The 21,354-nt window shown below is 30.5% G+C and carries 18 protein-coding genes; 12 read left to right on the plus strand and 6 right to left on the minus strand.

The features are described from left to right. Nucleotides 1–102 precede the first annotated feature (102 nt). Both CHB63_RS12905 and CHB63_RS12910 read right to left on the minus strand, forming a co-directional pair. Nucleotides 103–984, minus strand: coding sequence for an NAD kinase (locus tag CHB63_RS12905; protein ID WP_089378880.1), 882 nt, complete (start codon nt 982–984; stop codon nt 103–105). Nucleotides 985–986: 2 nt separating this feature from the next. Continuing rightward, nucleotides 987–1,646 carry a CBS domain-containing protein gene (locus CHB63_RS12910; RefSeq protein ID WP_089378881.1) on the minus strand — a complete coding sequence of 220 codons (660 nt, stop codon included), beginning with the start codon at nt 1,644–1,646 and terminating at the stop codon, nt 987–989. 100 nt (nt 1,647–1,746) lie between these two features. On the opposite strand from CHB63_RS12910, the gene CHB63_RS12915 reads away from it, so the two are divergent. From CHB63_RS12915 to tig, 4 genes are all read left to right on the plus strand, one after another. Next, nucleotides 1,747–2,472: a pyridoxine 5'-phosphate synthase gene (locus CHB63_RS12915; protein WP_089378882.1), complete on the plus strand. Its 726-nt coding sequence runs from the start codon at nt 1,747–1,749 to the stop codon at nt 2,470–2,472. Next, nucleotides 2,472–3,236 carry an alpha/beta fold hydrolase gene (locus CHB63_RS12920; RefSeq protein ID WP_089378883.1) on the plus strand — a complete coding sequence of 255 codons (765 nt, stop codon included), beginning with the start codon at nt 2,472–2,474 and terminating at the stop codon, nt 3,234–3,236. The genes CHB63_RS12915 and CHB63_RS12920 overlap by 1 nt, the downstream gene beginning before the upstream one ends. Nucleotides 3,237–3,382: 146 nt before the next feature. Beyond that, a complete protein-coding gene (locus tag CHB63_RS12925; protein WP_089378884.1) occupies nt 3,383–3,736 on the plus strand; it encodes a phage holin family protein in 354 nt (117 codons plus the stop codon). A 93-nt stretch (nt 3,737–3,829) separates the two neighbouring features. After that, nucleotides 3,830–5,152 (plus strand): trigger factor, encoded by a 1,323-nt coding sequence (tig, locus tag CHB63_RS12930; RefSeq protein ID WP_089378885.1) that lies wholly within the window; start codon nt 3,830–3,832, stop codon nt 5,150–5,152. Between the two features lie 82 nt (nt 5,153–5,234). Here tig and CHB63_RS12935 read toward each other — a convergent pair whose 3' ends face one another. The 3 genes from CHB63_RS12935 to CHB63_RS12945 form a co-directional block, all read right to left on the minus strand. Beyond that, nucleotides 5,235–6,566 (minus strand): DEAD/DEAH box helicase, encoded by a 1,332-nt coding sequence (locus CHB63_RS12935; RefSeq protein ID WP_089378886.1) that lies wholly within the window; start codon nt 6,564–6,566, stop codon nt 5,235–5,237. 143 nt (nt 6,567–6,709) lie between these two features. Further along, entirely contained in the window at nt 6,710–8,305 is a 1,596-nt protein-coding gene (locus CHB63_RS12940; protein ID WP_089378887.1) for a M1 family metallopeptidase, read from the minus strand. 112 nt (nt 8,306–8,417) lie between these two features. Then, nucleotides 8,418–8,924 (minus strand): hypothetical protein, encoded by a 507-nt coding sequence (locus tag CHB63_RS12945; RefSeq protein WP_089378888.1) that lies wholly within the window; start codon nt 8,922–8,924, stop codon nt 8,418–8,420. Nucleotides 8,925–9,138: 214 nt separating this feature from the next. On the opposite strand from CHB63_RS12945, the gene clpP reads away from it, so the two are divergent. The 3 genes from clpP to dnaG all read left to right on the plus strand — a co-directional run bounded on the left by clpP (nt 9,139) and on the right by dnaG (nt 13,258). Continuing rightward, nucleotides 9,139–9,798, plus strand: coding sequence for an ATP-dependent Clp endopeptidase proteolytic subunit ClpP (gene clpP, locus CHB63_RS12950; protein ID WP_089378889.1), 660 nt, complete (start codon nt 9,139–9,141; stop codon nt 9,796–9,798). Nucleotides 9,799–9,837: 39 nt separating this feature from the next. Then, complete coding sequence (gene clpX / locus CHB63_RS12955) at nt 9,838–11,079, plus strand: ATP-dependent Clp protease ATP-binding subunit ClpX (protein WP_089378890.1); 1,242 nt, start codon at nt 9,838–9,840, stop codon at nt 11,077–11,079. Nucleotides 11,080–11,239: 160 nt separating this feature from the next. Continuing rightward, the gene (gene dnaG / locus CHB63_RS12960) at nt 11,240–13,258 is read left to right on the plus strand and encodes a DNA primase (RefSeq protein WP_089378891.1); all 2,019 of its coding nucleotides are present in this window, start codon (nt 11,240–11,242) and stop codon (nt 13,256–13,258) included. On the opposite strand, the gene CHB63_RS12965 is transcribed toward dnaG, so the two are convergent. Further along, a complete protein-coding gene (locus CHB63_RS12965) occupies nt 13,255–13,626 on the minus strand; it encodes an SPOR domain-containing protein (protein WP_217898416.1) in 372 nt (123 codons plus the stop codon). The genes dnaG and CHB63_RS12965 overlap by 4 nt on opposite strands. A 218-nt stretch (nt 13,627–13,844) precedes the next feature. Here CHB63_RS12965 and CHB63_RS17255 point away from each other — a divergent pair, with 218 nt between their 5' ends. From CHB63_RS17255 to CHB63_RS12990, 5 genes are read left to right on the plus strand one after another with little or no spacing between them, the layout of a single operon-like run. After that, the gene (locus tag CHB63_RS17255; RefSeq protein ID WP_245856972.1) at nt 13,845–15,413 is read left to right on the plus strand and encodes a c-type cytochrome; all 1,569 of its coding nucleotides are present in this window, start codon (nt 13,845–13,847) and stop codon (nt 15,411–15,413) included. 32 nt (nt 15,414–15,445) lie between these two features. Next, a complete protein-coding gene (locus CHB63_RS12975) occupies nt 15,446–18,505 on the plus strand; it encodes a TAT-variant-translocated molybdopterin oxidoreductase (RefSeq protein WP_089378893.1) in 3,060 nt (1,019 codons plus the stop codon). Nucleotides 18,506–18,538: 33 nt separating this feature from the next. Further along, a complete protein-coding gene (gene nrfD / locus CHB63_RS12980; RefSeq protein ID WP_089378894.1) occupies nt 18,539–20,248 on the plus strand; it encodes an NrfD/PsrC family molybdoenzyme membrane anchor subunit in 1,710 nt (569 codons plus the stop codon). A 9-nt stretch (nt 20,249–20,257) separates the two neighbouring features. Then, entirely contained in the window at nt 20,258–20,782 is a 525-nt protein-coding gene (locus tag CHB63_RS12985; protein ID WP_089378895.1) for a DUF3341 domain-containing protein, read from the plus strand. Nucleotides 20,783–20,787: 5 nt separating this feature from the next. Next, on the plus strand, nt 20,788–21,342 hold the full coding sequence (locus tag CHB63_RS12990; protein WP_089378896.1) for a c-type cytochrome: 555 nt from the start codon (nt 20,788–20,790) through the stop codon (nt 21,340–21,342). Nucleotides 21,343–21,354: the final 12 nt, after the last annotated feature.

Consider the following 21,354-nt stretch of genomic DNA (forward strand, 5'->3'; position numbering starts at 1 on the left):
TATTTGCTTATAGAAGTTAAACAAAGTCTTTTTTGATAAACTGCTTATAAATGAAAATATTGTTATATAAACCGTATTACTTTTTTAAAGTAAACGGTTAAACTAATTGCGTGTATCTTGCCCCCAAAGTAGTTTGTCTCTTAGCGTTTTTATAAATGTTTGTTGTTTGAATTGAACCATTTTTAAATTAAAATCAGCTTTCTGCACGGAAATTTCTGTACTATTATTAATGGTTGTAATTCTGGAATCTAAAGACATTAAAAACTCATCCTCTCTACCGCTTACCGTAAAATTTATAGTTGTATCTTCTGGTATTACAAGTGGTCTTGCATTTAAATTATGTGGTGCAATTGGTGTTAAAACAAAACTTTTAGCTTCTGGAGTTATAATTGGTCCGCCACAGCTTAAAGAATAACCCGTTGAGCCGGTTGGTGTTGCAATTATTAAACCATCTGCCCAATATGAATTTAAAAAATCATTATCTAAAAAAGTTTTAATAGTAATCATAGAAGCTGTGTTTTTTCTACTTACTGAAACTTCATTTAATGCAAAATTTAATGAGGCTAAACTTTCAATTTTTGGAGAAGTTTCTACACTTAAAAGTGTACGTTTTTTAATAATGTATTCTTTTTTTAGAAGTAATTCTACAGCATTAGAAATATTCTCTTTTTGAATGGTTGCTAAAAAGCCAAGCCTACCAGTATTAATACCAACAATTGGAATGTCTGATTCTCTTACAAATGTTACAGCTCTTAAAATGGTGCCATCGCCACCAATTGTAAACATAAAATCAAAAGAATCATCTAATTCTTTGTGAGAAGAAAAGGTTTTTGTACTATCTATATTAATATGATTTTTTAATTCTAAATAATAAGTATGTTCAATAATATAGTCAATATTATATTTGTGGAAAATTTTAAATAAATCTTCAACATAACTTTGATCTTCAGTTTTATAATATTGTGCGTAAACAGCAACCTTCATCCTTAAATGTTTAAGTATTTTTGTAAGTATTCAGACCTATCTTTTAAATCTTCTAAATAATAATCTTCTTCATGCTTAGATAGTACATTATATTGGTAACGTCTAAATGATTGAATAATCTCATTTATATCTTGCGCATTAAATTTAAGGGTAATTTTTACTGTTGTAGCAGATGTTTCTGAAATATAGGTTCCTAAAACTTTCCCATTATTAGATTCAACAATTTGGCATAATTGGCTAAATGAAAAATCTTTAATTTCTTTTTCTAACAATAATACAGTTCCTTCACTATTTAAAAATGGAGTGCCATTATAAAGATGCAAAATATCAATTAAGTCAAAATACCCTAAGTAGTTTTTTTTATCGTCAACAGCAGGTATTATATTTGCTTCACTTGAAGCAAAAACTTTTAGGAGATCTAATAAATTGTTTGTTTCCTCGGTAAAAAAAAGGTTAAACAAATATTGAAAATCTCCAATTTCTTTTTCATCTTCATCAATTCCTTGAATGTCAATTTCAGAAATTAAACCTATTAGCATATTATTTTTTACAATAGGAAAATGAGAAAAAGCGGTTTTATAAAAAAACGACTTAACTTCTCCAACCTTTTTATCTAAGGTGAAAGGTTTAAATTCTTTTAAAATGTATGGGGCTATTTCCATGTTGTTTGTTATTATACTACAAATTAATCAAAAATAAAACCAAAAACATATTCTTAGTTCGTAAATTTGCGCACTCATTTAAATTTAAAGGGTTTTAGAAATGACAAAGTTAAGTGTAAATGTTAACAAAATAGCAACTTTACGAAATTCCAGAGGAGCAGATTATCCAAATGTTGTTAAAGTTTCTTCTGATATTGAGGAATATGGTGCAGAAGGGATTACGATCCATCCAAGGCCAGATGAACGACATATAAGATATCAAGATGCATACGATTTAAAAAAAATAGTTACTACCGAATTTAATATTGAAGGAAATCCAATCCGGAAATTTATGGATATGGTATTGGCTATTCGTCCAACACAAGTTACTTTGGTTCCAGATTCAATAGATGCGGTTACTTCAAATGCGGGTTGGGATACTATTACACATCAATCTTTTTTACAGGAAGTTATAGCTGAATTTAAATTAAAAGGAATAAGAACTTCAGTTTTTATTGATCCGGATTTTAAACTTATAGAAGCTGCTGCAACAACCGGAGCAGATAGAATTGAGTTGTATACTGAAGATTTTGCCACACAATACGCACTTGGAAATAAAGAAGCAATAAAAACATATACTGAAAGTGCTATTTTGGCAAACAAATTAGGTTTAGGAATTAACGCCGGGCACGATTTAAGCTTGGATAATATTCAGTTTTTTGCTGAAAATATTCCAAATTTATTAGAAGTTTCAATTGGGCACGCTTTAATAACTGAATCTTTGTATTTAGGTTTGGAGAATGTTATAAATATGTATAAGTACAAATTAAGTGTAGCTAATAGATAATGGAATTGCTACATTCAAAAATATTAGGTGAAGGATATCCACTACTCATATTGCATGGGTATTTTGGAATGGGTGATAATTGGAAATCACTAGGAAATAAATTTGCTGAAAATTTTGAAGTGCATTTAATAGATCAACGTAACCACGGACGTAGTTTTCATTCAGATGAATTTGACTATGAATTATTGGTTGAAGATTTATACAATTACATTCTTCATTATAATTTAGAAAAAGTTCATTTATTGGGTCATTCAATGGGTGGAAAAGTAGTAATGTTATTTGCAGTCACCTATCCAGAATTGGTTGATAAATTAATAATTGCAGATATTGGCCCAAAATATTTTAAACCACATCACCAAAATATTTTAGCAGCTTTAAATGCTGTTAATTTTTCAATTCAAAATACGAGAAATAAAATTGAAGATGTGCTAAAAATTTACATTTCGGAACCTGGAATTTTACAGTTTTTACTTAAAAATGTATTTAGAAAAACAAAAAATCAATTAGCTTTTAGATTTAATCTGCAAAGTTTAACAGAGAATAATAGCGAAGTTGGTGCAGCTTTACCATCGTTTACTCATTTTGATGGTGAAACATTATTTTTAAAAGGAGAAAACTCAAATTATATTTTAGAAGAAGATATTCCACTAATTACAGCGCATTTTTCAAATTCGAAAATTGTAACTGTCAAAAATGCAGGACATTGGCTTCATGCAGAGAATCCTACCCAGTTTTATCACGAAGTTGTCAGCTTTTTAGCCTAATTAATAATTTGGCATAATTATAGTTAAATTTAAATTTCATTATAAATATTAAAAGATGAAACGAGCATGTTAAAAAGTTTATCATTTAAGTGGATGATTATTAGCGAACAACATGTGACTATTAAAAAACAATAAAGAATAAACACATGAAATTAATTTTGCGAATATTATTAACTGCAATAGCTGTAGTTGTTTTAGCTGAGTTTTTACCAGGAATTACATTAACTGAAGGATATAAAAGTGCAATTATTGTTGCAATTGTTTTAGGAATATTAAGAGTAACTGTAAAACCGTTGCTTATATTTTTTACGTTACCCGCAACCATTGTAACGCTCGGCTTATTTTTACTTGTTATAAATGCAGTAATAATATTGTTGGCAGGTTATTTTGTTGATGGGTTTACAGTTTCCGGATTTTGGACAGCATTACTATTTAGTTTATTGTTATCCATATTTCAATCTATATTATATTCATTTTTGAAAGAAAGTAAAGAAAAATAGTTGAAATAGAACGAATTAAATATTTGCCAAGTGCTTAAAAAATAGTACTTTTGCAGCCAATTTTGAATTATTTAAGTTAAAAAATAGCATAAGATGAATATTACAAAAGAAAGTGTTGATGCTTTAAACGCAGTAGTGAAAGTTGAGATTTCAGCTGCAGATTACCAAGAAAATGTAGAGAAGATTTTACAAGATTATCGTAAAAAAGCGGATATCCCAGGATTTAGAAAAGGACAAGTGCCAATGGGAATGGTAAAAAAACAATATGGAAAATCTATTATGATTGATGAAGTTAATAAATTACTTCAAGAATCATTAAATAACTTTTTAGTTGAAGAAAAATTAGATATTTTAGGAAATCCATTGCCAAAAATGCAAGACGATTTTAATTGGGATGCTGAAGACTATGCATTTGAATTTGAATTAGGATTAGCTCCTGTATTTGATGTTGATTTATCTGCTAAAAAGAAAATCACACAGTATAATATTATTGCTGATGAGGAATTATTAGGAAAAGAAGTTGAAAATATTCAAAAACGTTTTGGTAAGATTGTTCCTCAAGAAGTTGTTGTAGAGGGAGTAAATATTGCAGGAACTTTTGTAAATGAAGAAAAAGAATTAGAAAAAAAATCAACTATTGAATTAGCTTCAATTAAAGGAAAAGCAAATCAAAAGAAATTTTTAGGTGCTAAAGTTGGTGATGTAATTGAATTAAAATCAAAAGGACTTTTTGATGATGACCATAAATTAATGGGAGCTTTAGGAATGTCACATGATGAAATTCACGATCTTGATATTCCATTAACATTTACAATAGAGGAAATTACTGTTACTGAGCTTGCTGAGGTTAACCAAGAATTATTTGACAAAGTATTTGGACCGGATATTGTAAAATCTGAAGAAGAATTAAAAGAAAAAATAAAAGAAGATGCTGAAAAGCAATTTCAAACGCAAGCAGATCAGCAATTATTAAACGCTGTAACTGAATATTTAGTTGAAAATACAAAGTTTGATTTACCTGCAGAATTCTTGAAAAAATGGTTGGCTGTTGCTGGTGAAAAACCAATGACTCCTGAACAAGCTGCTGAGGAATTTGAAAAATCTGAAAAAGGATTACGTTACCAATTAATTGAAGGTAAAGTTTTAAAAGATAACGAAATAAAACTTGATTTTGAAGAATTGAAAGACTTTACAAAAGGTTTTGTAAAAGCTCAAATGGCTCAATATGGACAATTAAATCCTGAAGAAAAAGAATTGGATGATATTGTTCAAAGGGTTTTAAGCAATCAAGAGGAAGCTAAACGTTTACAAGAGCAATTAATGAGTCAAAAATTATTGACTTTTTATAAAGAAAATATCACTTTTAAAGTGAAAGAAATGAATTATGAGAGTTTTGTAAAAGAAGTTTACAAATAGAATAATTTATATATAAAAAACTCCTTAATTTTAAAATTAAGGAGTTTTTTTATGGGTTATTTTGAACTAAAAGAGAACAAATTTACTTGCGTTTTTGCCCTCTTGTTTTGGGTTTTTTATATTTTTTGGCAATTTCTCTTCTATAAGAACCTCCTAAATTAACACGGCTGTTTTTTTCTTTTTTCTCGTGAAATGCAGCTCCTCTTGGCTCTTCAACCCTTTTCTTTTCATTGTTTCTCTCAAGTTCCGCTTTAGGTATTTCATCATCAATCAATCTTGTGGAAATTTCAATAGTTTCAGGCAAATCTAATACCTCAATTTCTTTAACCATTAATAATTCAATTTCACCTAAATAATCAGCTTCTTCTTCTGTGAAAAATGAGATTGCGATTCCTTCTTGTTCTGCTCTTCCAGTTCTTCCAATTCTGTGAATATAATTTTCTGGTTCTTCGGGAATGTCAAAATTAACTACATGGCTTACATCGGTTAAATCCAGACCACGAGCAATAATATCAGTTGCAATTAATATATTGAAAAATCCCATTTCAAAGTTTTTAACGGAGCGTAACCTGTAATTTTGAGTTTTATTTGAATGAATTACATCGGCATCATTTGGTAATGCAATTTCTAATTCTTCATATAAAATATTGGCTTGTTTTTTGTTTTTTACAAAAACCAATACCTTATTAAAAGTGTCTTTATCTTTTAATAAATTTACTAAGAAACTCACTTTTGTATAAAAATTAGGGACCGGATACGCTAGCTGTTTTATGGTGTCTAATGGACTCCCGCTACTTGCAACTTCAATTTTTATTGGAGATTTAAAAAAGTCATCTAATAAAGAATTTACTTCTTTAGTTAAAGTTGCTGAGAATAAAATATTCTGACGTTTTTTAGGTAATAAGTCCAATAAAGTTATTAATTGTGCTCTAAAACCAAGGTTCATCATTTCATCAACTTCATCTATAACTAATTTCTGAATTTGTTTTAGTTTTAAGATACCATCCAAAGTTAAATCTAACAATCTTCCTGGAGTTGCTACAATAATATCCTGTCCTTGATAAACTATTTGTTTTTGTTTATTAAGGTTGGTTCCACCATAAACACCAGTAAACCGAACATTTATATATGGAGTTAATTTTTCGAGTTCGTCAACAACTTGCACAACCAATTCTCTTGTTGGAACCACAATTAAAACACGTGGAAATTTTTGTTCAGAATACGACAGTTGTCGTAATATAGGTAATAAGTATGCGAAGGTTTTTCCTGTCCCGGTTTGAGCAATACCAACAACATCTTTACTACTCATGATAACATTGAAAGCTTTTTCTTGAATTGGAGTAGGAGTAACAAACCCCATTTCATCTAGGGCATCTAATAAAAAGCGGTTTAGATTTAAATCGGCAAAAGTCATTTTTTTAGTTTTTGCAAATATACAGCTTAAATTAAACTAAAAAAGGTATATAATTTATATTCACAAAACCCGTTGAAAATCCTGAATTTTAATTTATTAAATAAAAAGAAGTCAATGTTTTAAAGGTTAATAATCAACTTTAATTATTCAACAAAAGATTCAAATAATAAAGACATATTTGGATCTAATTTTATGCCTGTTACTTCTCCATTTGTTTCAATAGCGTAAGGAGCCATTTTTTCTGTAACATTTATAGTTTTTATTTCAGAAGATCCATCTTTATAAATTAATTCTATATCCAGAGGAAATTCAAAAGTATAATCTTGAGTTTGATGTACTAATAGCCTTAATTTATTAGGGCTATATAACCAGCTTGTTTTTAAAATCGGTTGCCCCGATTTTTCTAACCATTGCATAAAGAACTTGTCTAAATTTTGTTTAGAAACTTCAGCCATAATATTTTTAAAATTGGAAGTTGAAGCATTACTTAACTTATATTTATTGTAATATGTTTGAATGCCCTTCCAAAAATTTTCATCACCAATTTTAAGTCTTAACATATGTAAAACCCAACCGCCTTTCTGGTATGAATTTGGGTTTAACAAACTCATATAGTTTTTAGTTTTTGTATCAATAATAGGAGTTTGTTGTTTTTTATAAAAATTTAAAACTTTTTCACGTTCTTCGTTTAAACGTTTTTTAAAAGCATCCTCTCCATCACTTTTTAAAATATATAGATCGGTTAAATAAGTTGCAAATCCTTCGCTTAGCCAAATATGAGGCCAATCGATTTCTGTTGCTGAATTTCCAAACCATTGGTGAGCTATTTCGTGCGCTATTAAATCTTTATGATCTTGATTTCCGGTTACAGATTTTTCAAAATAAAAGATATTTCCAGCATTTTCCATTCCGCCAAAACGAGTTTTTGATTGCACATTTGCAAGTTTTAAAAATGGATATTCTCCAACATTTTCAATAAAGAAATTTAGAACCTCTTTAGCTATTGAAAAGTCATAAAAACCTGCTGCTTTAGTTTGAGGATATACCCAGGTAGAAACTGGAATATTGTGAGTTTCACCAATATTTTGAACCGCAAATTTAGCAATTCCAACAACCATAACTTTGGTTGGTAAAGGAACTTCAGTTTTCCAATGATATAATTTTAAATTGTTATCTAAATTAGTTTCTTCAATTTGAAAACCATTTGCGATAGTTTGATAATGATTTGGTGCTTTTATAATGTATTCTATGGTTGCTTTATCTGATGGGTGATCTATACAAGGAAACCAATTATGTGCTCGATTAGGCCAATTGTCTCCAAAATAAGTACGATCGTTATAAAGGTTTTTACCAATAACTAAACCATCTTTAGGTATTCCATTATATTTTATTTTATAATTGAAAATACTATCCGTATTGATGTTATTTGGTGCTAAGTTTATTTTATCATTCGAATGAGTAAATTGAATTGTATCGTTATTTTGTAGAATATATTCAATGTGCATTCCTTTTCCAGTTGAATCTTTTTTAACTAAATCAAAATAAAATGGTGCTGTATGTTGTTTAAATTTAATTGTAATGTCCATTGTAGCATCAATACTGTCGATAGAATCATTAACTTCAATTGCAAGTTTGTAATGTTGCACATCTAAAACGCTAAAAAGTTTGTTGTTGGTTTGAGCTGTAAGAATTGTATTTAACCCCAAAAAAAGCATAATTAATTTGTGCACTAATTTCATATTGACATAATTTTAAAGAGTTCAAATATACTTAAAAACAAAGTTGATTTAAAATAAAAAAGTCCGAAGATTTATACCTTCAGACTTTTTCATTAAAACTAAAAACTAATGATTAACCTTCATTATAAAGGTTAACAATTTCTTTAATGTCTTTCAATTCCTGAGATGCAATTTTATCAGAAATTTGTGGAGCATCACTTAAAAATGAACCAATAACTTTTTTAAATTTTTTATTTGATGAAGGTACTTTAATTAATTCATCATATACTTTTTCAATATAAAAAGTTGCTCTACCGTCTACATCTCTTTCATATAAGTTTAATTTTTTACCATCAACTAGTTGTTTTGCCATAATCATTTCCCCAGAATTGTAAATACGACAAAAAATTTCTGCCCCTCTGGAATAGCATTTAATAGTTTCAATTTCAGGAGATTGCTCTGCGCCATCCTGATCAATATAAGTTATGTGTAATAAGCTTTTTGAATCACTAACTTTTTTAATTTTCACGTTAGTAATTGTGTCGTAACGTTGCGTTACAATAGTTCCATTTTCAAATTCCTGTCCGTAAATACTTATTGTAAAAATAAATAATAAGATTACTGTTAATTTCGATTTCATTGTGTGTTGCTTTTAAAATTTTTCAATATTGAAATTCCTAATCAAAGATACTAAATAAATACTATGCGCGCATAACAAAATTTAACTATTTTATTAAAATATCCTTATATAAAATCATTCTAAATTTGGTTAAATTTCATTCTATTTTTTAATTAGGTAATAATTCATGAATACTTCTTATCTTTACACCCTTAATTTTATAAAACTCTATAAAATGAATTACGGAAAAGAATTTAAAAAATTTGCGACTAAAGATCAAGGAATAAGTAGTATGTACTACGATAAAATAGTAAGCAGCGTTACTCCATATATTATTGAAGAACGTCAATTAAACGTTGCACAAATGGATGTGTTCTCTCGTTTAATGATGGACAGAATTATATTTTTAGGAACTGGAATTGACGATTATGTAGCTAATATTATTCAGGCACAATTATTATTTTTAGAAAGTGTTGATAATTCTAAAGATATTTCAATTTATATAAATTCTCCAGGAGGAGGTGTTTATGCAGGATTAGGAATATATGACACAATGCAATTTATAAAACCAGAAGTTGCAACAATTTGTACAGGGATGGCTGCATCTATGGGGGCAGTTTTAATGTGTGCAGGTGAAAAAGGAAAGCGTTCAGCTTTGCCGCATTCACGTATTATGATTCATCAACCATTAGGTGGGGCTCAAGGTCAAGCAAGTGATATTGAAATTACTGCTCGTGAAATATTGAAATTAAAAGATGAATTATATCAAATAATTTCAAAACATTCTGGTCAAACTATGGAAAAAGTTCATGGAGATTCAGATCGTGATTATTGGATGAAAGCCGAAGAAGCGAAAACATATGGTATGATTGATGAAATATTAGTCAGAAAGTAAAAATAATAGTTCTAAACTATAAATTAATATATTGAATAAATGGCGAAAGATGAAGTTTTAGAATGTTCGTTTTGTGGAAGAAAAAAACCAGAAACGGATTTATTAATAGCAGGTTTAGATGCGCATATTTGTGATAAGTGTATTGAGCAAGCTCACGGAATTGTTATGGAAGAAATTGCAGAAAGCAAATCTAATACCGTAACTTCTGAATTAATTGTAAACAAACCCAAAGAAATAAAAGCTTTTATAGACCAATATATGATTGGTCAGGATCAAGCAAAACGTGTAATGGCTGTGGCAGTTTACAACCATTATAAGCGTTTACTACAACCTGAATCAAAAGATGAGGAGGAAGTAGAAATTGAAAAAAGTAACATAATTATTGTTGGTGAAACCGGTACAGGAAAAACATTAATTGCCCGTACAATTGCAAGAATGCTAAATGTGCCTTTTTGTATTGTTGATGCAACTGTTTTAACGGAAGCTGGTTATGTTGGTGAAGATGTTGAAACTATTTTAACTCGTTTATTACAAGCTGCAGATTATGATGTCTCCAAAGCAGAAAGAGGCATTGTTTTTATTGATGAAATAGATAAAATTGCTCGTAAAGGTGATAATCCTTCAATTACACGCGATGTTTCAGGAGAAGGAGTTCAACAAGCATTGCTTAAATTATTAGAAGGATCTGTAGTAAATGTTCCGCCAAAAGGCGGAAGAAAGCACCCTGATCAAAAATTTATTGAGGTAAATACTAAAAATGTTTTGTTTATTGCTGGTGGTGCTTTTTCAGGCATTGACAAAGTAATAAGTAAACGTTTAAATCGTCAGGCAGTTGGTTATAGCGCATCTATAAAAGTAGATAAAGTTGATGAAGAGAATCTTTTACAGTATATAATTCCAAGTGATTTAAAAACTTTTGGACTAATTCCTGAAATTATTGGTCGTTTACCAGTATTAACTCATATGGATCCATTAGATGCAGATACGTTAAGAGCTATTTTAACTGAACCAAAAAACTCCATTATTAAACAATACCAAAAATTGTTTAAAATGGATGGCATTGAATTCACGATTAACGAAAAAGCGCTGAATTACATTGTTTCTAAGGCTGTTGAATACAGATTAGGAGCAAGAGGTTTGCGTTCACTATGTGAGGCTATTTTAACAGATGCAATGTTTGAATTGCCAGGAACTGAAGAAAGCAAATTAAAAATAACTGCGAAATACGCTGAAGATAAAATTAACAAGTCAACTTTAAAAAAGTTAAAAGCAGTTTCTTAATATTAATAAGAAATAAAATATTTTAAAAGAAGCTATTTAAAAAGTCGTGAAAAGGTCAATCTGAAAATAAATTCAGAAGGACAGTAATTTGATTTTTTAGAGAGCTTCTTTTTTTATCTAAATTTTGTAATTTAGAAAACTTTAAAACACAAATTAAAAATTGATTTCCAGAAGTACCATAGATAGAGTTTTTGAAACTGCTCGAGTTGAGGAGGTAATTGGTGAGTTTGTTCAGTTAAAAAAGTCGGGAAGTAATTTTAAAGGATTAAGCCCGTTTTCAGAAGAACGAACACCATCATTTATGGTGTCTCCAGTAAAACAAATTTGGAAAGATTTTAGTACTGGTAAGGGAGGTAACGTAGTTTCATTTTTAATGGAACAAGAGCACTACTCTTATCCAGAAGCAATTCGGTATTTAGCAAGAAAGTACAATATTGAAATTGACGAGATTGAACAAACCGATGAGCAAAAGCATCAGGCAGATGAGCGTGAAAGTATGTTTTTGGTTTCAGAATATGCACGAGATTATTTTCAAAATATTATGTTTGAAAATGAGCAAGGAAAAGCAATTGGGTTAAGTTATTTTAAAGAACGTGGTTTTACCGATGAAATAATTAAAAAGTTTCAATTAGGATATTCATTAAATGAATGGGAAGCTTTTACTTCAGAAGCCCTAAATAAAGGTTATAATCTTAAGCATTTAGAATCAACGGGTCTTACAATTGTTAAGCAAGATATCCTTGCGTCAAATGGCACCAAACAATTTGATAGGTTTAAAGGCCGTGTTATGTTTCCAATTCATAGTATGAGTGGAAGGGTACTGGGGTTTGGAGGAAGAATTTTAACGCAAGATAAAAAAGCTGCTAAATATTTAAACTCACCCGATAGCGATATTTACCATAAAAGTAATGTGTTATATGGTATTCATTATGCAAAACAAACCATTGCAAAAGAAGATAATTGTTTTTTAGTTGAAGGTTATACCGATGTAATTTCTATGTATCAATCGGGGATTCATAATGTGGTTGCCTCATCTGGAACTGCACTTACTGAAAATCAAATCCGATTAATAAATAGATTAACTAAAAATATTACCATTCTTTTTGATGGTGATGCAGCTGGAATTAGAGCATCTATAAGAGGTATCGATTTAATTTTGGAGCAGGGAATGAACGTTAAAGTTCTAATGTTTCCTGATGGTGATGATCCAGATAGTTTTGCTAAGAAAGTTTCAAATGAAGAGTTAAAAGAATATCTAAATAATAATTCTCAAGACTTTATTAATTTCAAGGTTTCCTTGTTAATGGATGAAGCAAAAAATGATCCAGTTAAAAAGGCGGGATTAATTAGAGATATTGTAATTAGTATTTCAAAAATTCCAGATAGGATTCAGCAAGAAGTTTATGTTCAGGAATGTTCCAGAATAATGGATATTTCAGAAAGTGTATTGTTTAGCGAATTGGCTCAGATAAATAACAAGGTTAAAAGAGATGCTGCTAAACCATCATATAAACCCAACAGACCAGATCCAAACGAACCACCACTTGATGTTTTGTACCCAGAAGCGTTTCAAGTTCAAAAAACTTCAAAGTTTGAAAAAGTTGATGAACTTAAAAAGTATGAACGTGAAATTATAAAGATTTTATTGTTGTATGGAAATAACGAAGTGGATTTTGTAGATTTCGTTGCAGGGGAAGATTCAACCAGTGGCGATTTTCATTCTTTAAAAAAGGAACATTTTCAAAATGTGGTTTCCAAAGAAATTTATTTGAATTTGCAAGATGATGAGATAGAATTTACGGATGAAACATTTAAGCATATTTATTATGATGTAATTCATCAGCTAAATCAAAGTGAAAGTATTTCTGTTGATGTATTGGTAAATCATCCAAATTCTGAAGTTTCAACATTGGTAACCAATATTTTAATGGATGATGAAAAACATGTATTAAGTAATTGGGACCGAAAAGATATTGTTGTTAAAAGTAAAGAAAGTGATCTTTCTAAAATGGTTTTAGATGCAATTTATAATTTACGCCGTGTACTTATTGAACAAAAAATCAACTCTTTAATTACAAATGTTAAAGATGAAAATGAGCGTGAGCAAATTTTAGAATCTGTAGTTAATTATACAGGTTTAAAACAGCGTTTATTTGAAAGATTGAATAGAGTTGTTTAAATTTTATCTTCTAAAACAATTGCTCCAGAGAATTTTTCTTTAATAATTAAAAATGCGCGATCAGCCTCTAACCTTGTTTCAAAATTACCAACTTGTGTTTTCCACTCAGGTGATTTATATATAATATCTGTTCTATATTCAGGAAAAGAAGACTGAAAACTATTTCTAATTTTATAGGCTTGTGACTCACTTCCGTTATAAAGTTGTATTTTAAATATAGTAGAATTCTTGTTTTGCTTATTAAAACTTCTCTTTTTTTCAATCAAATTATTTATTTTCTCATTTTCACTTTGAGAATAAGAAAAAGAAATGTTTAAAAGAAACATTAAAAAAGCCCCAATTAATATTTTTTTTGATAAAATATTCATAATAATTTTATTTTTTTCAAATTTATAATATTTCATTCTAATGTAAATGTTAAATTTTATTATTTAGAATCAATATAAATTAACTTTAACATAATTTTTACATTTTTAGTTTTAGTTATTAATAGTACTTTTGTCAAATCATTTAAAAAATGACATAAGTCATATATTTTTATATGAAAATATTGTACCAAACAAGAAAGAAAAGATTTTTTTTAAGTATGAAAAGTGTGAAACAACACAGTCCATTATCAAGATTAGTCATTAATAGTCTTGCTTTCCTTTTATTATTTTCAATTAATTTGTCGGCTCAAGAGGGCGATGTAGCTAATGGAGAAAAGCTCTTTAAGTCTACATGTGCAGCTTGCCATAAATTAGATAAAAAATTAGTAGGCCCTGCATTAAAGGGTATAACGGAAAAAAGAGAACAAGAGTGGTTAATTGCCTGGATTAAAGATAGTCCAGGAATGATTAAATCAGGAGACAAATTAGCAATTCAAGTTTTTGAAGAAAACAATAAATTGCCAATGACAGCTAATCCGCATTTATCTGATCAAGATATTGTTGATATTTTAGCTTACACAAAAGGGGAACCTGCAGCTTCAAAAGAAGTTGTTGTTTCACAAGAAGTAGATCCAGGAGTAGAACGCGGTAAGAAAATTTTTAAAGCAAATTGTGCAGCATGTCACAAGTTAGAAGGGAAATTAATAGGTCCTGAGCTTTTGAAAATTGGGGATAAGCGTGATGCTGATTGGTTAAAGCTATGGATTAAGGATAATAACGCTTTAGTTGCATCTGGAGATAAATTGGCAAAAGAAGTTTCGGAAAGCAATCCAGCTGCGATGACAGCTTTTCCACAGTTATCTGACGAAGATATTGAAGATCTATTAAAGTATTTTGCTGTAGGTGATGTAAAACCTGCTGCTGCAACTACAACATCAGCAAAAGACGATGAAATTTTCAACAAACCTGGAATAGGAATTTTACCTACACTTGGTTTAACAATTCTAGCATTTTTATTATTATCATTAATAGTTGCTGCGACTACCAATAAAAAAGTAGTTGAAGGTGAAGAGGGAACGGGAAGTATGTTAAAATCGTTGATTTTTAACCCTTTCTTACGTTTCTTAGGTGTAATTTTTGTATTGTTAGCTGGTGCTTGGTTATTATTTGCGTGGTTGTTACAAATAGATGTTAATGAAGGATATCAACCAATTCAGCCAATAGCATTTTCTCATACAGTTCATGCAGGTGACAATAAAATAGATTGCCAGTATTGTCATTCTTCGGCAAAACATAGTAAAGCTTCTGGGATTCCAACAGCTAATGTTTGTATGAACTGCCATAAGTCTATTTCAGAATATAACGGAGAATTATTTGATGGTCATTCTAAAGAAGATTTAGATAATGAAATTCAAAAAATTTACGATGCAGTTGGTTGGGATAAAGAAAATGTAAAGTACATAGAGGGGTATGAACAAAAACCTATTGAATGGGTGCGTATTCACAATTTAGCAGATTTTGCTTATTATAATCATTCTCAACACGTAACTGTAGCAGGGTTAGATTGTCAGAAATGTCACGGTCCTGTTGAAGAAATGCACGAAATGCGTCAATTCTCACCACTTACAATGGGATGGTGTATAGATTGTCATAGAGATACTGAAGTTGATTTAACAGAAAATGGATATTACAAAAATATTCACGATCAGTTGGCTAAAAAGTATGGTGTAGAAAAAGTGACAGCTGCTCAAATGGGTGGTTTAGAATGTGGAAAATGTCACTATTAATATTAATTACGAAGTAAATAACAGAATATAAAATGGCATCAAACAAAAAATACTGGAAAAGTGTTGAGGAGCTAAATGCAAACAGCTCTATTGTTGATACGTTAAAACAGAACGAGTTTGTTGAAGAAATTCCAACGGATGAATTTTTAGGTAATAAAGAGAGTTTAGAAACTTCATCAACAACGCGTAGAGACTTTTTAAAGTATGTTGGGTTTACAACAGCGGCTGCATCGTTAGCTGCTTGTGAAGGTCCTGTGGTAAAATCAATTCCTTATGTAATTAAACCAGATGATATTATTCCTGGTGTTGCAGAATATTATGCAACAACAATGGCTGACGGATTTGATTTTGCAAATGTATTAGTAAAGGTTAGAGAAGGGCGTCCAATAAAAATAGAACCTAATAAAGATGCAAACGGAAGTACAAATGCACGTGTGCAAGCTTCAGTTTTGTCATTGTATGATAGTCTTCGTTTAAAAGCGCCGAAAGCAAATGGTTCAGAAATTTCATGGGCAGATGCAGACGTTCAAATAATTTCAAAATTAAATGAAGTTAAAGAGTCTGGATTAGCCATTGCCGTTTTAACAGGAACTTGTGCGAGTCCATCTACAAAAAAGCTAGTAACTAAATTAGGTGAAACTTTTGGAACAATAAACCATGTAGTTTATGATGCAGTTTCGGAATCATCAGCATTAGATGCTTTTGAAGAAATGTATGGAACTAGAGCTTTACCAGATTATAATTTAGAAAATGCTGAAGTTATTGTTTCTATTGGTGCAGATTTCTTGGGAGATTGGCAAGGTGGAGGTTTTGAAGCTGGATATGCAAAAGGGCGTGTTCCAAATCATGGAAAAATGTCTCGCCATATTCAGATAGAATCTAATATGACATTAACAGGTGCTAATGCAGATAAACGTTTAATGGTAAAACCATCTGAACAAAATTTAGCACTTATTAAATTATACAATGCAGTTGTTAAAGGGATTTCAACAAAAGAAGCTACTCCTTTAAGTAATGCAGTTCAGAAAGCTGTTTCTCAAATTAAAAAAGCAGGAAGTAAAGCAGTTGTATTAACTGGAATTCAGGATAAAAATGCACAATTATTAGCATTGGCAATAAACCAAGCTATTAACAGTGAAGTAATTGACGTTGTTGCAACTAAAAATATTAGAAAAGGAAATGATGCTGAGGTTGCAAAATTAATTTCAGATATGAATGCTGGTAAAATTGGTGCTGTAATTATTAATAATGCAAATCCAGTATATTCTTTACCAAATTCAGCTGATTTTGTTGAAGGATTGAAAAAAGTAAAGTTATCGATAGCATTTTCAATGCAAGATAACGAAACAGCAAACGCTGTTCAATACGCCTTAGCTACACCACATTATTTAGAGTCTTGGGGAGATGTTGTTATTAAAAAGGGACACTATAGCTTAATGCAACCTACTATTAAACCATTGTTTAATACACGTCAGTTTCAAGATGCATTATTAGCTTGGACTGGCAGTTCTACTACTTATTATGATTTCTTAAAAGAATCTTGGAATGATGAAGTATTAGCTGGTAAATCTTGGAATCAAGCTTTACATGATGGAGTATTTACAGCTGAAGTTGAGGAACAAGAAGTTATTATCAATGAAGTAGATATTGATGCTGCAGGTTCAGAATTAGCAAAAGTTAAAGGGAGTGATTTAGAACTTGCTTTGTATATTAAAACTGGAATGGGTGATGGTCAAATGGCAAATAACCCTTGGCTACAAGAATTTCCAGACCCAATTACAAGAACTTCTTGGGATAATTACTTAACAATTTCTAAAGCAGATGCTGAAGTAATTGGTGCTGTTAATCATAATGTTGCAAATGGTGCATTAAATGGAAGTTTAGTTGAAATTACAGTAAATGGGGTTTCAGAAGTTTTACCTGCATTAATTCAACCAGGTCAAGCAAAAGGTTCTATTGGATTAGCGCTTGGCTACGGACGTACTCAAGGTTTAAAAACTGAAATGCAAACAGGTAAGAATGCTTATCAATTTTATAAGGACTTTAATAATTATCAATCGGATGTTTCATTAAAAGTTGTTACTGGAGAGCATGAATTTGCTTGTGTTCAGTTACACAATACTTTAATGGGTAGAGGTGATATTATTAAAGAAACTACAATTGAAGACTATAATAATGTAGATTCCAAGGAATGGAATAGTGTTCCAATGGTATCTTTGGATCATAATGAAGTTGAAGCCACAACTGTTGATTTATGGGATTCATTTGATAGATCAATTGGGCATCATTTTAATTTATCTATTGATTTAAATGCTTGTACAGGATGTGGAGCTTGTGTAATAGCTTGTCACGCTGAAAATAATGTTCCTGTAGTTGGTAAAGAAGAAATTAGAAAATCTCGTGATATGCACTGGTTGCGTATCGATAGATATTATTCTCACGAAGAAGATTTTAAGGGTGATAATGAAAAGAAAGAAAATGGAAAAGGAGTAATTGGATATAAAACAGCAATGTCTGAATTAGAAGATCCATCTGAAAACCCTTCCGTTGCTTTTCAACCAGTAATGTGTCAACACTGTAATCATGCATCTTGTGAAACAGTTTGTCCGGTAGCTGCAACATCTCATGGTCGTCAAGGTCAAAACCAAATGGCATATAACCGTTGTGTAGGAACTCGTTACTGCGCAAATAACTGTGCATACAAAGTTCGTAGATTTAACTGGTTTAATTATCCAAATAATAGTGAGTTTGATTATAACATGAATGATGATTTAGGTAAAATGGTATTAAATCCAGATGTTACTGTTCGTTCTCGTGGAGTTATGGAAAAATGCTCAATGTGTATGCAAATGACTCAGGCCACTATTCTAAAAGCTAAAAGAGAAGGTAGACCAGTAAATACAAATGAATTTGAAACAGCTTGTTCTAATGCTTGTAGTACTGGTGCTATGGTATTTGGGGATATCAATCACAAAGAAGATACTGTTACAAGTTTAACTCAAGATAAAAGAGCTTATCATTTATTAGAGCACATTGGTACAAAACCAAATGTGGTTTATCATGTTAAGGTTAGAAATATACAAGAAGGATAAAATATTAATAAAAGATAATAATTAGATTAGATTATGTCGTCTCATTACGAAGCACCTATTAGAAGACCTTTAATTATTGGAGATAAAAGCTACCATGACATTACCGTGGAAGTAGCAGCTCCTGTAGAAGGTAAAGCAAATAAATTATGGTGGACAGCATTTACAATTGCACTTTTAGCCTTTCTTTGGGGTATAGGTTCAATTATATACACCATTGGAACAGGAATTGGAGTTTGGGGTTTAAATAAAACCGTAGGTTGGGCCTGGGATATTACAAACTTTGTTTGGTGGGTAGGTATCGGTCATGCTGGTACACTTATTTCTGCTGTTTTATTGTTATTCCGTCAAAAATGGAGAATGGGTATTAACCGTTCTGCAGAAGCGATGACAATTTTTTCAGTTGTTCAAGCAGGATTGTTCCCGGTAATTCATATGGGACGTGTTTGGAATGCTCACTTTGTATTACCAATTCCTAATCAATTTGGTACACTTTGGACAAACTTTAACTCACCATTATTGTGGGATGTTTTTGCCATTTCTACTTATTTATCAGTATCGTTAGTTTTCTGGTGGACTGGTTTATTACCTGATTTTGCAATGCTACGTGATAGAGCAGTGAGACCTTTCCAAAAGAAAATATATAGTTTATTAAGTTTTGGTTGGACTGGTAGAGCAAAAGATTGGCAACGTTTTGAAGAAGTTTCTTTAGTGTTAGCAGGTTTAGCAACACCTTTAGTACTTTCAGTACATACAATTGTATCTTTTGATTTTGCTACATCAATTATACCAGGATGGCATACAACAATATTTCCTCCTTATTTTGTGGCAGGAGCCGTTTTCTCTGGATTTGCAATGGTAAACACCTTGTTAATTATAATGAGAAAAGTTTCGAATTTAGAAGCATACATTACTAAACAGCACATTGAATTAATGAACATTGTAATTATGATTACGGGTTCTATAGTAGGTTGTGCATATATTACTGAGTTATTTATCGCTTGGTATTCAGGTGTAGAATATGAACAATATGCATTTTTAAATAGAGCAACTGGACCTTACTGGTGGGCTTATTTGTTAATGATGAGTTGTAATGTATTCTCTCCACAATTTATGTGGTCTAAAAAATTAAGAACAAGTATTACTTTCTCTTTCATTATTTCAATTGTTGTAAACATTGGAATGTGGTTTGAAAGATTTGTAATTATTGTAACTTCATTACACAGAGATTATTTACCATCATCTTGGACAATGTTCTCACCAACATTTGTTGATATTGGTATTTATGTTGGAACAATTGGTTTCTTCTTTGTATTATTCTTATTGTATGCAAGAACTTTCCCTGTAATTGCTCAGGCAGAGGTGAAATCTATATTGAAATCATCAGGAGAAAATTATAAATTACATAGAGATGCAGGAGGTAAAAATCCAGCTCCTACAGTTACAAAAAGCGCTATAAATGTAAAAACTGAAACTGTAGTTGATTCAAATGCTAATAAAAATAGTTTACTAGGTACTTTAGGAGTATTTGATAAAGAAACTCAAACAGCAGATGATTTAAAGTTGATAAGTGGAGTTGGTCCTAAATTGGAAAAAACATTAAATACTATTGGAATTTATAGTTTTGAACAAGTAAGTAAAATGACTGATACTGAATATGATTTGCTAGATTCTATTTTAGATTCATTTAAAGGAAGAGCAAAACGTGATGATTGGGCAGGTCAAGCTAAAAACTTAAAAAAATAAAGAGTAATTATGAGCTCAAAAGTAATACAAGCAATGTATAATGATGATGATATCCTTATGGATGCCGTAAAAGAAGTTCGTGCGGCTCATTATCATATTGAAGAAGTTTATACACCATTTCCGGTTCATGGTTTAGATAAAGCAATGGGGCTAAAAGGTACAAGAATTGCAATTACTGCTTTTATGTACGGATGTGTTGGTTTTTCATTTGCAGTTTGGATGATGAATTATATGATGATAGAACAATGGCCACAAGATATTGGTGGGAAACCAAGTTTTAGTTTCTTTCTAAATATGCCGGCTTTTGTTCCAATTATGTTTGAACTAAGTGTATTTTTTGCGGCGCATTTAATGGTAATTACTTTTTATATGCGTAGTAGATTATGGCCTTTTAAAGAAGCTGAAAATCCTGATCCAAGAACTACGGACGATATGTTTGTGATGGAGGTTGCAGTTGATGGGAATGAAAGTGATTTAGTATCATTTTTAGAAAAAACAGGAACTGTTGAAATTAAAGTAACTGAAAAGCATTAATTAAAATGAAAAACATTTTAAAAATTACAATTGTATTGGTTTTCCTATTTACGTTATCATCTTGTTGGAGTGATAAATCAAAACCAAATTACCAATATATGCCAGATATGTATAAATCTGTAGGATATGAGACTTATAGTGAAAATCCTAATTATGCAAATGGAATGACAACTCAACTTCCTGTTGATGGAACAATAGCAAGAGGAAAAGTACCTTATGATTATGAAAATTCAAATGAAGGGTATGAAGCAGCAAAATTAAATTCTAAAAACCTTTTGGAAGTTAACGAAGCCAATTTGTCAAATGGAAAAAAAATGTACGATATTTATTGTATTTCTTGCCATGGGAAAACTGGTGCTGGAGATGGGATATTAGTTCAAAGAGATAAGTTTTTAGGAATTCCAAATTATAAGGATAGAGATATAACAGAAGGTAGTATTTATCATGTTATAATGTATGGAAGAAATATGATGGGATCACATTCATCTCAATTAACAGCTCAAGAGCGTTGGCAAGTTACAATGTATGTTCAAGAGTTAAGAACAGAATTATTAAAATAACACTTTTACTAA

Origin of the sequence: Lutibacter flavus (genome assembly GCF_900188355.1) — a bacterium.
Lineage (GTDB): Bacteria > Bacteroidota > Bacteroidia > Flavobacteriales > Flavobacteriaceae > Lutibacter > Lutibacter flavus.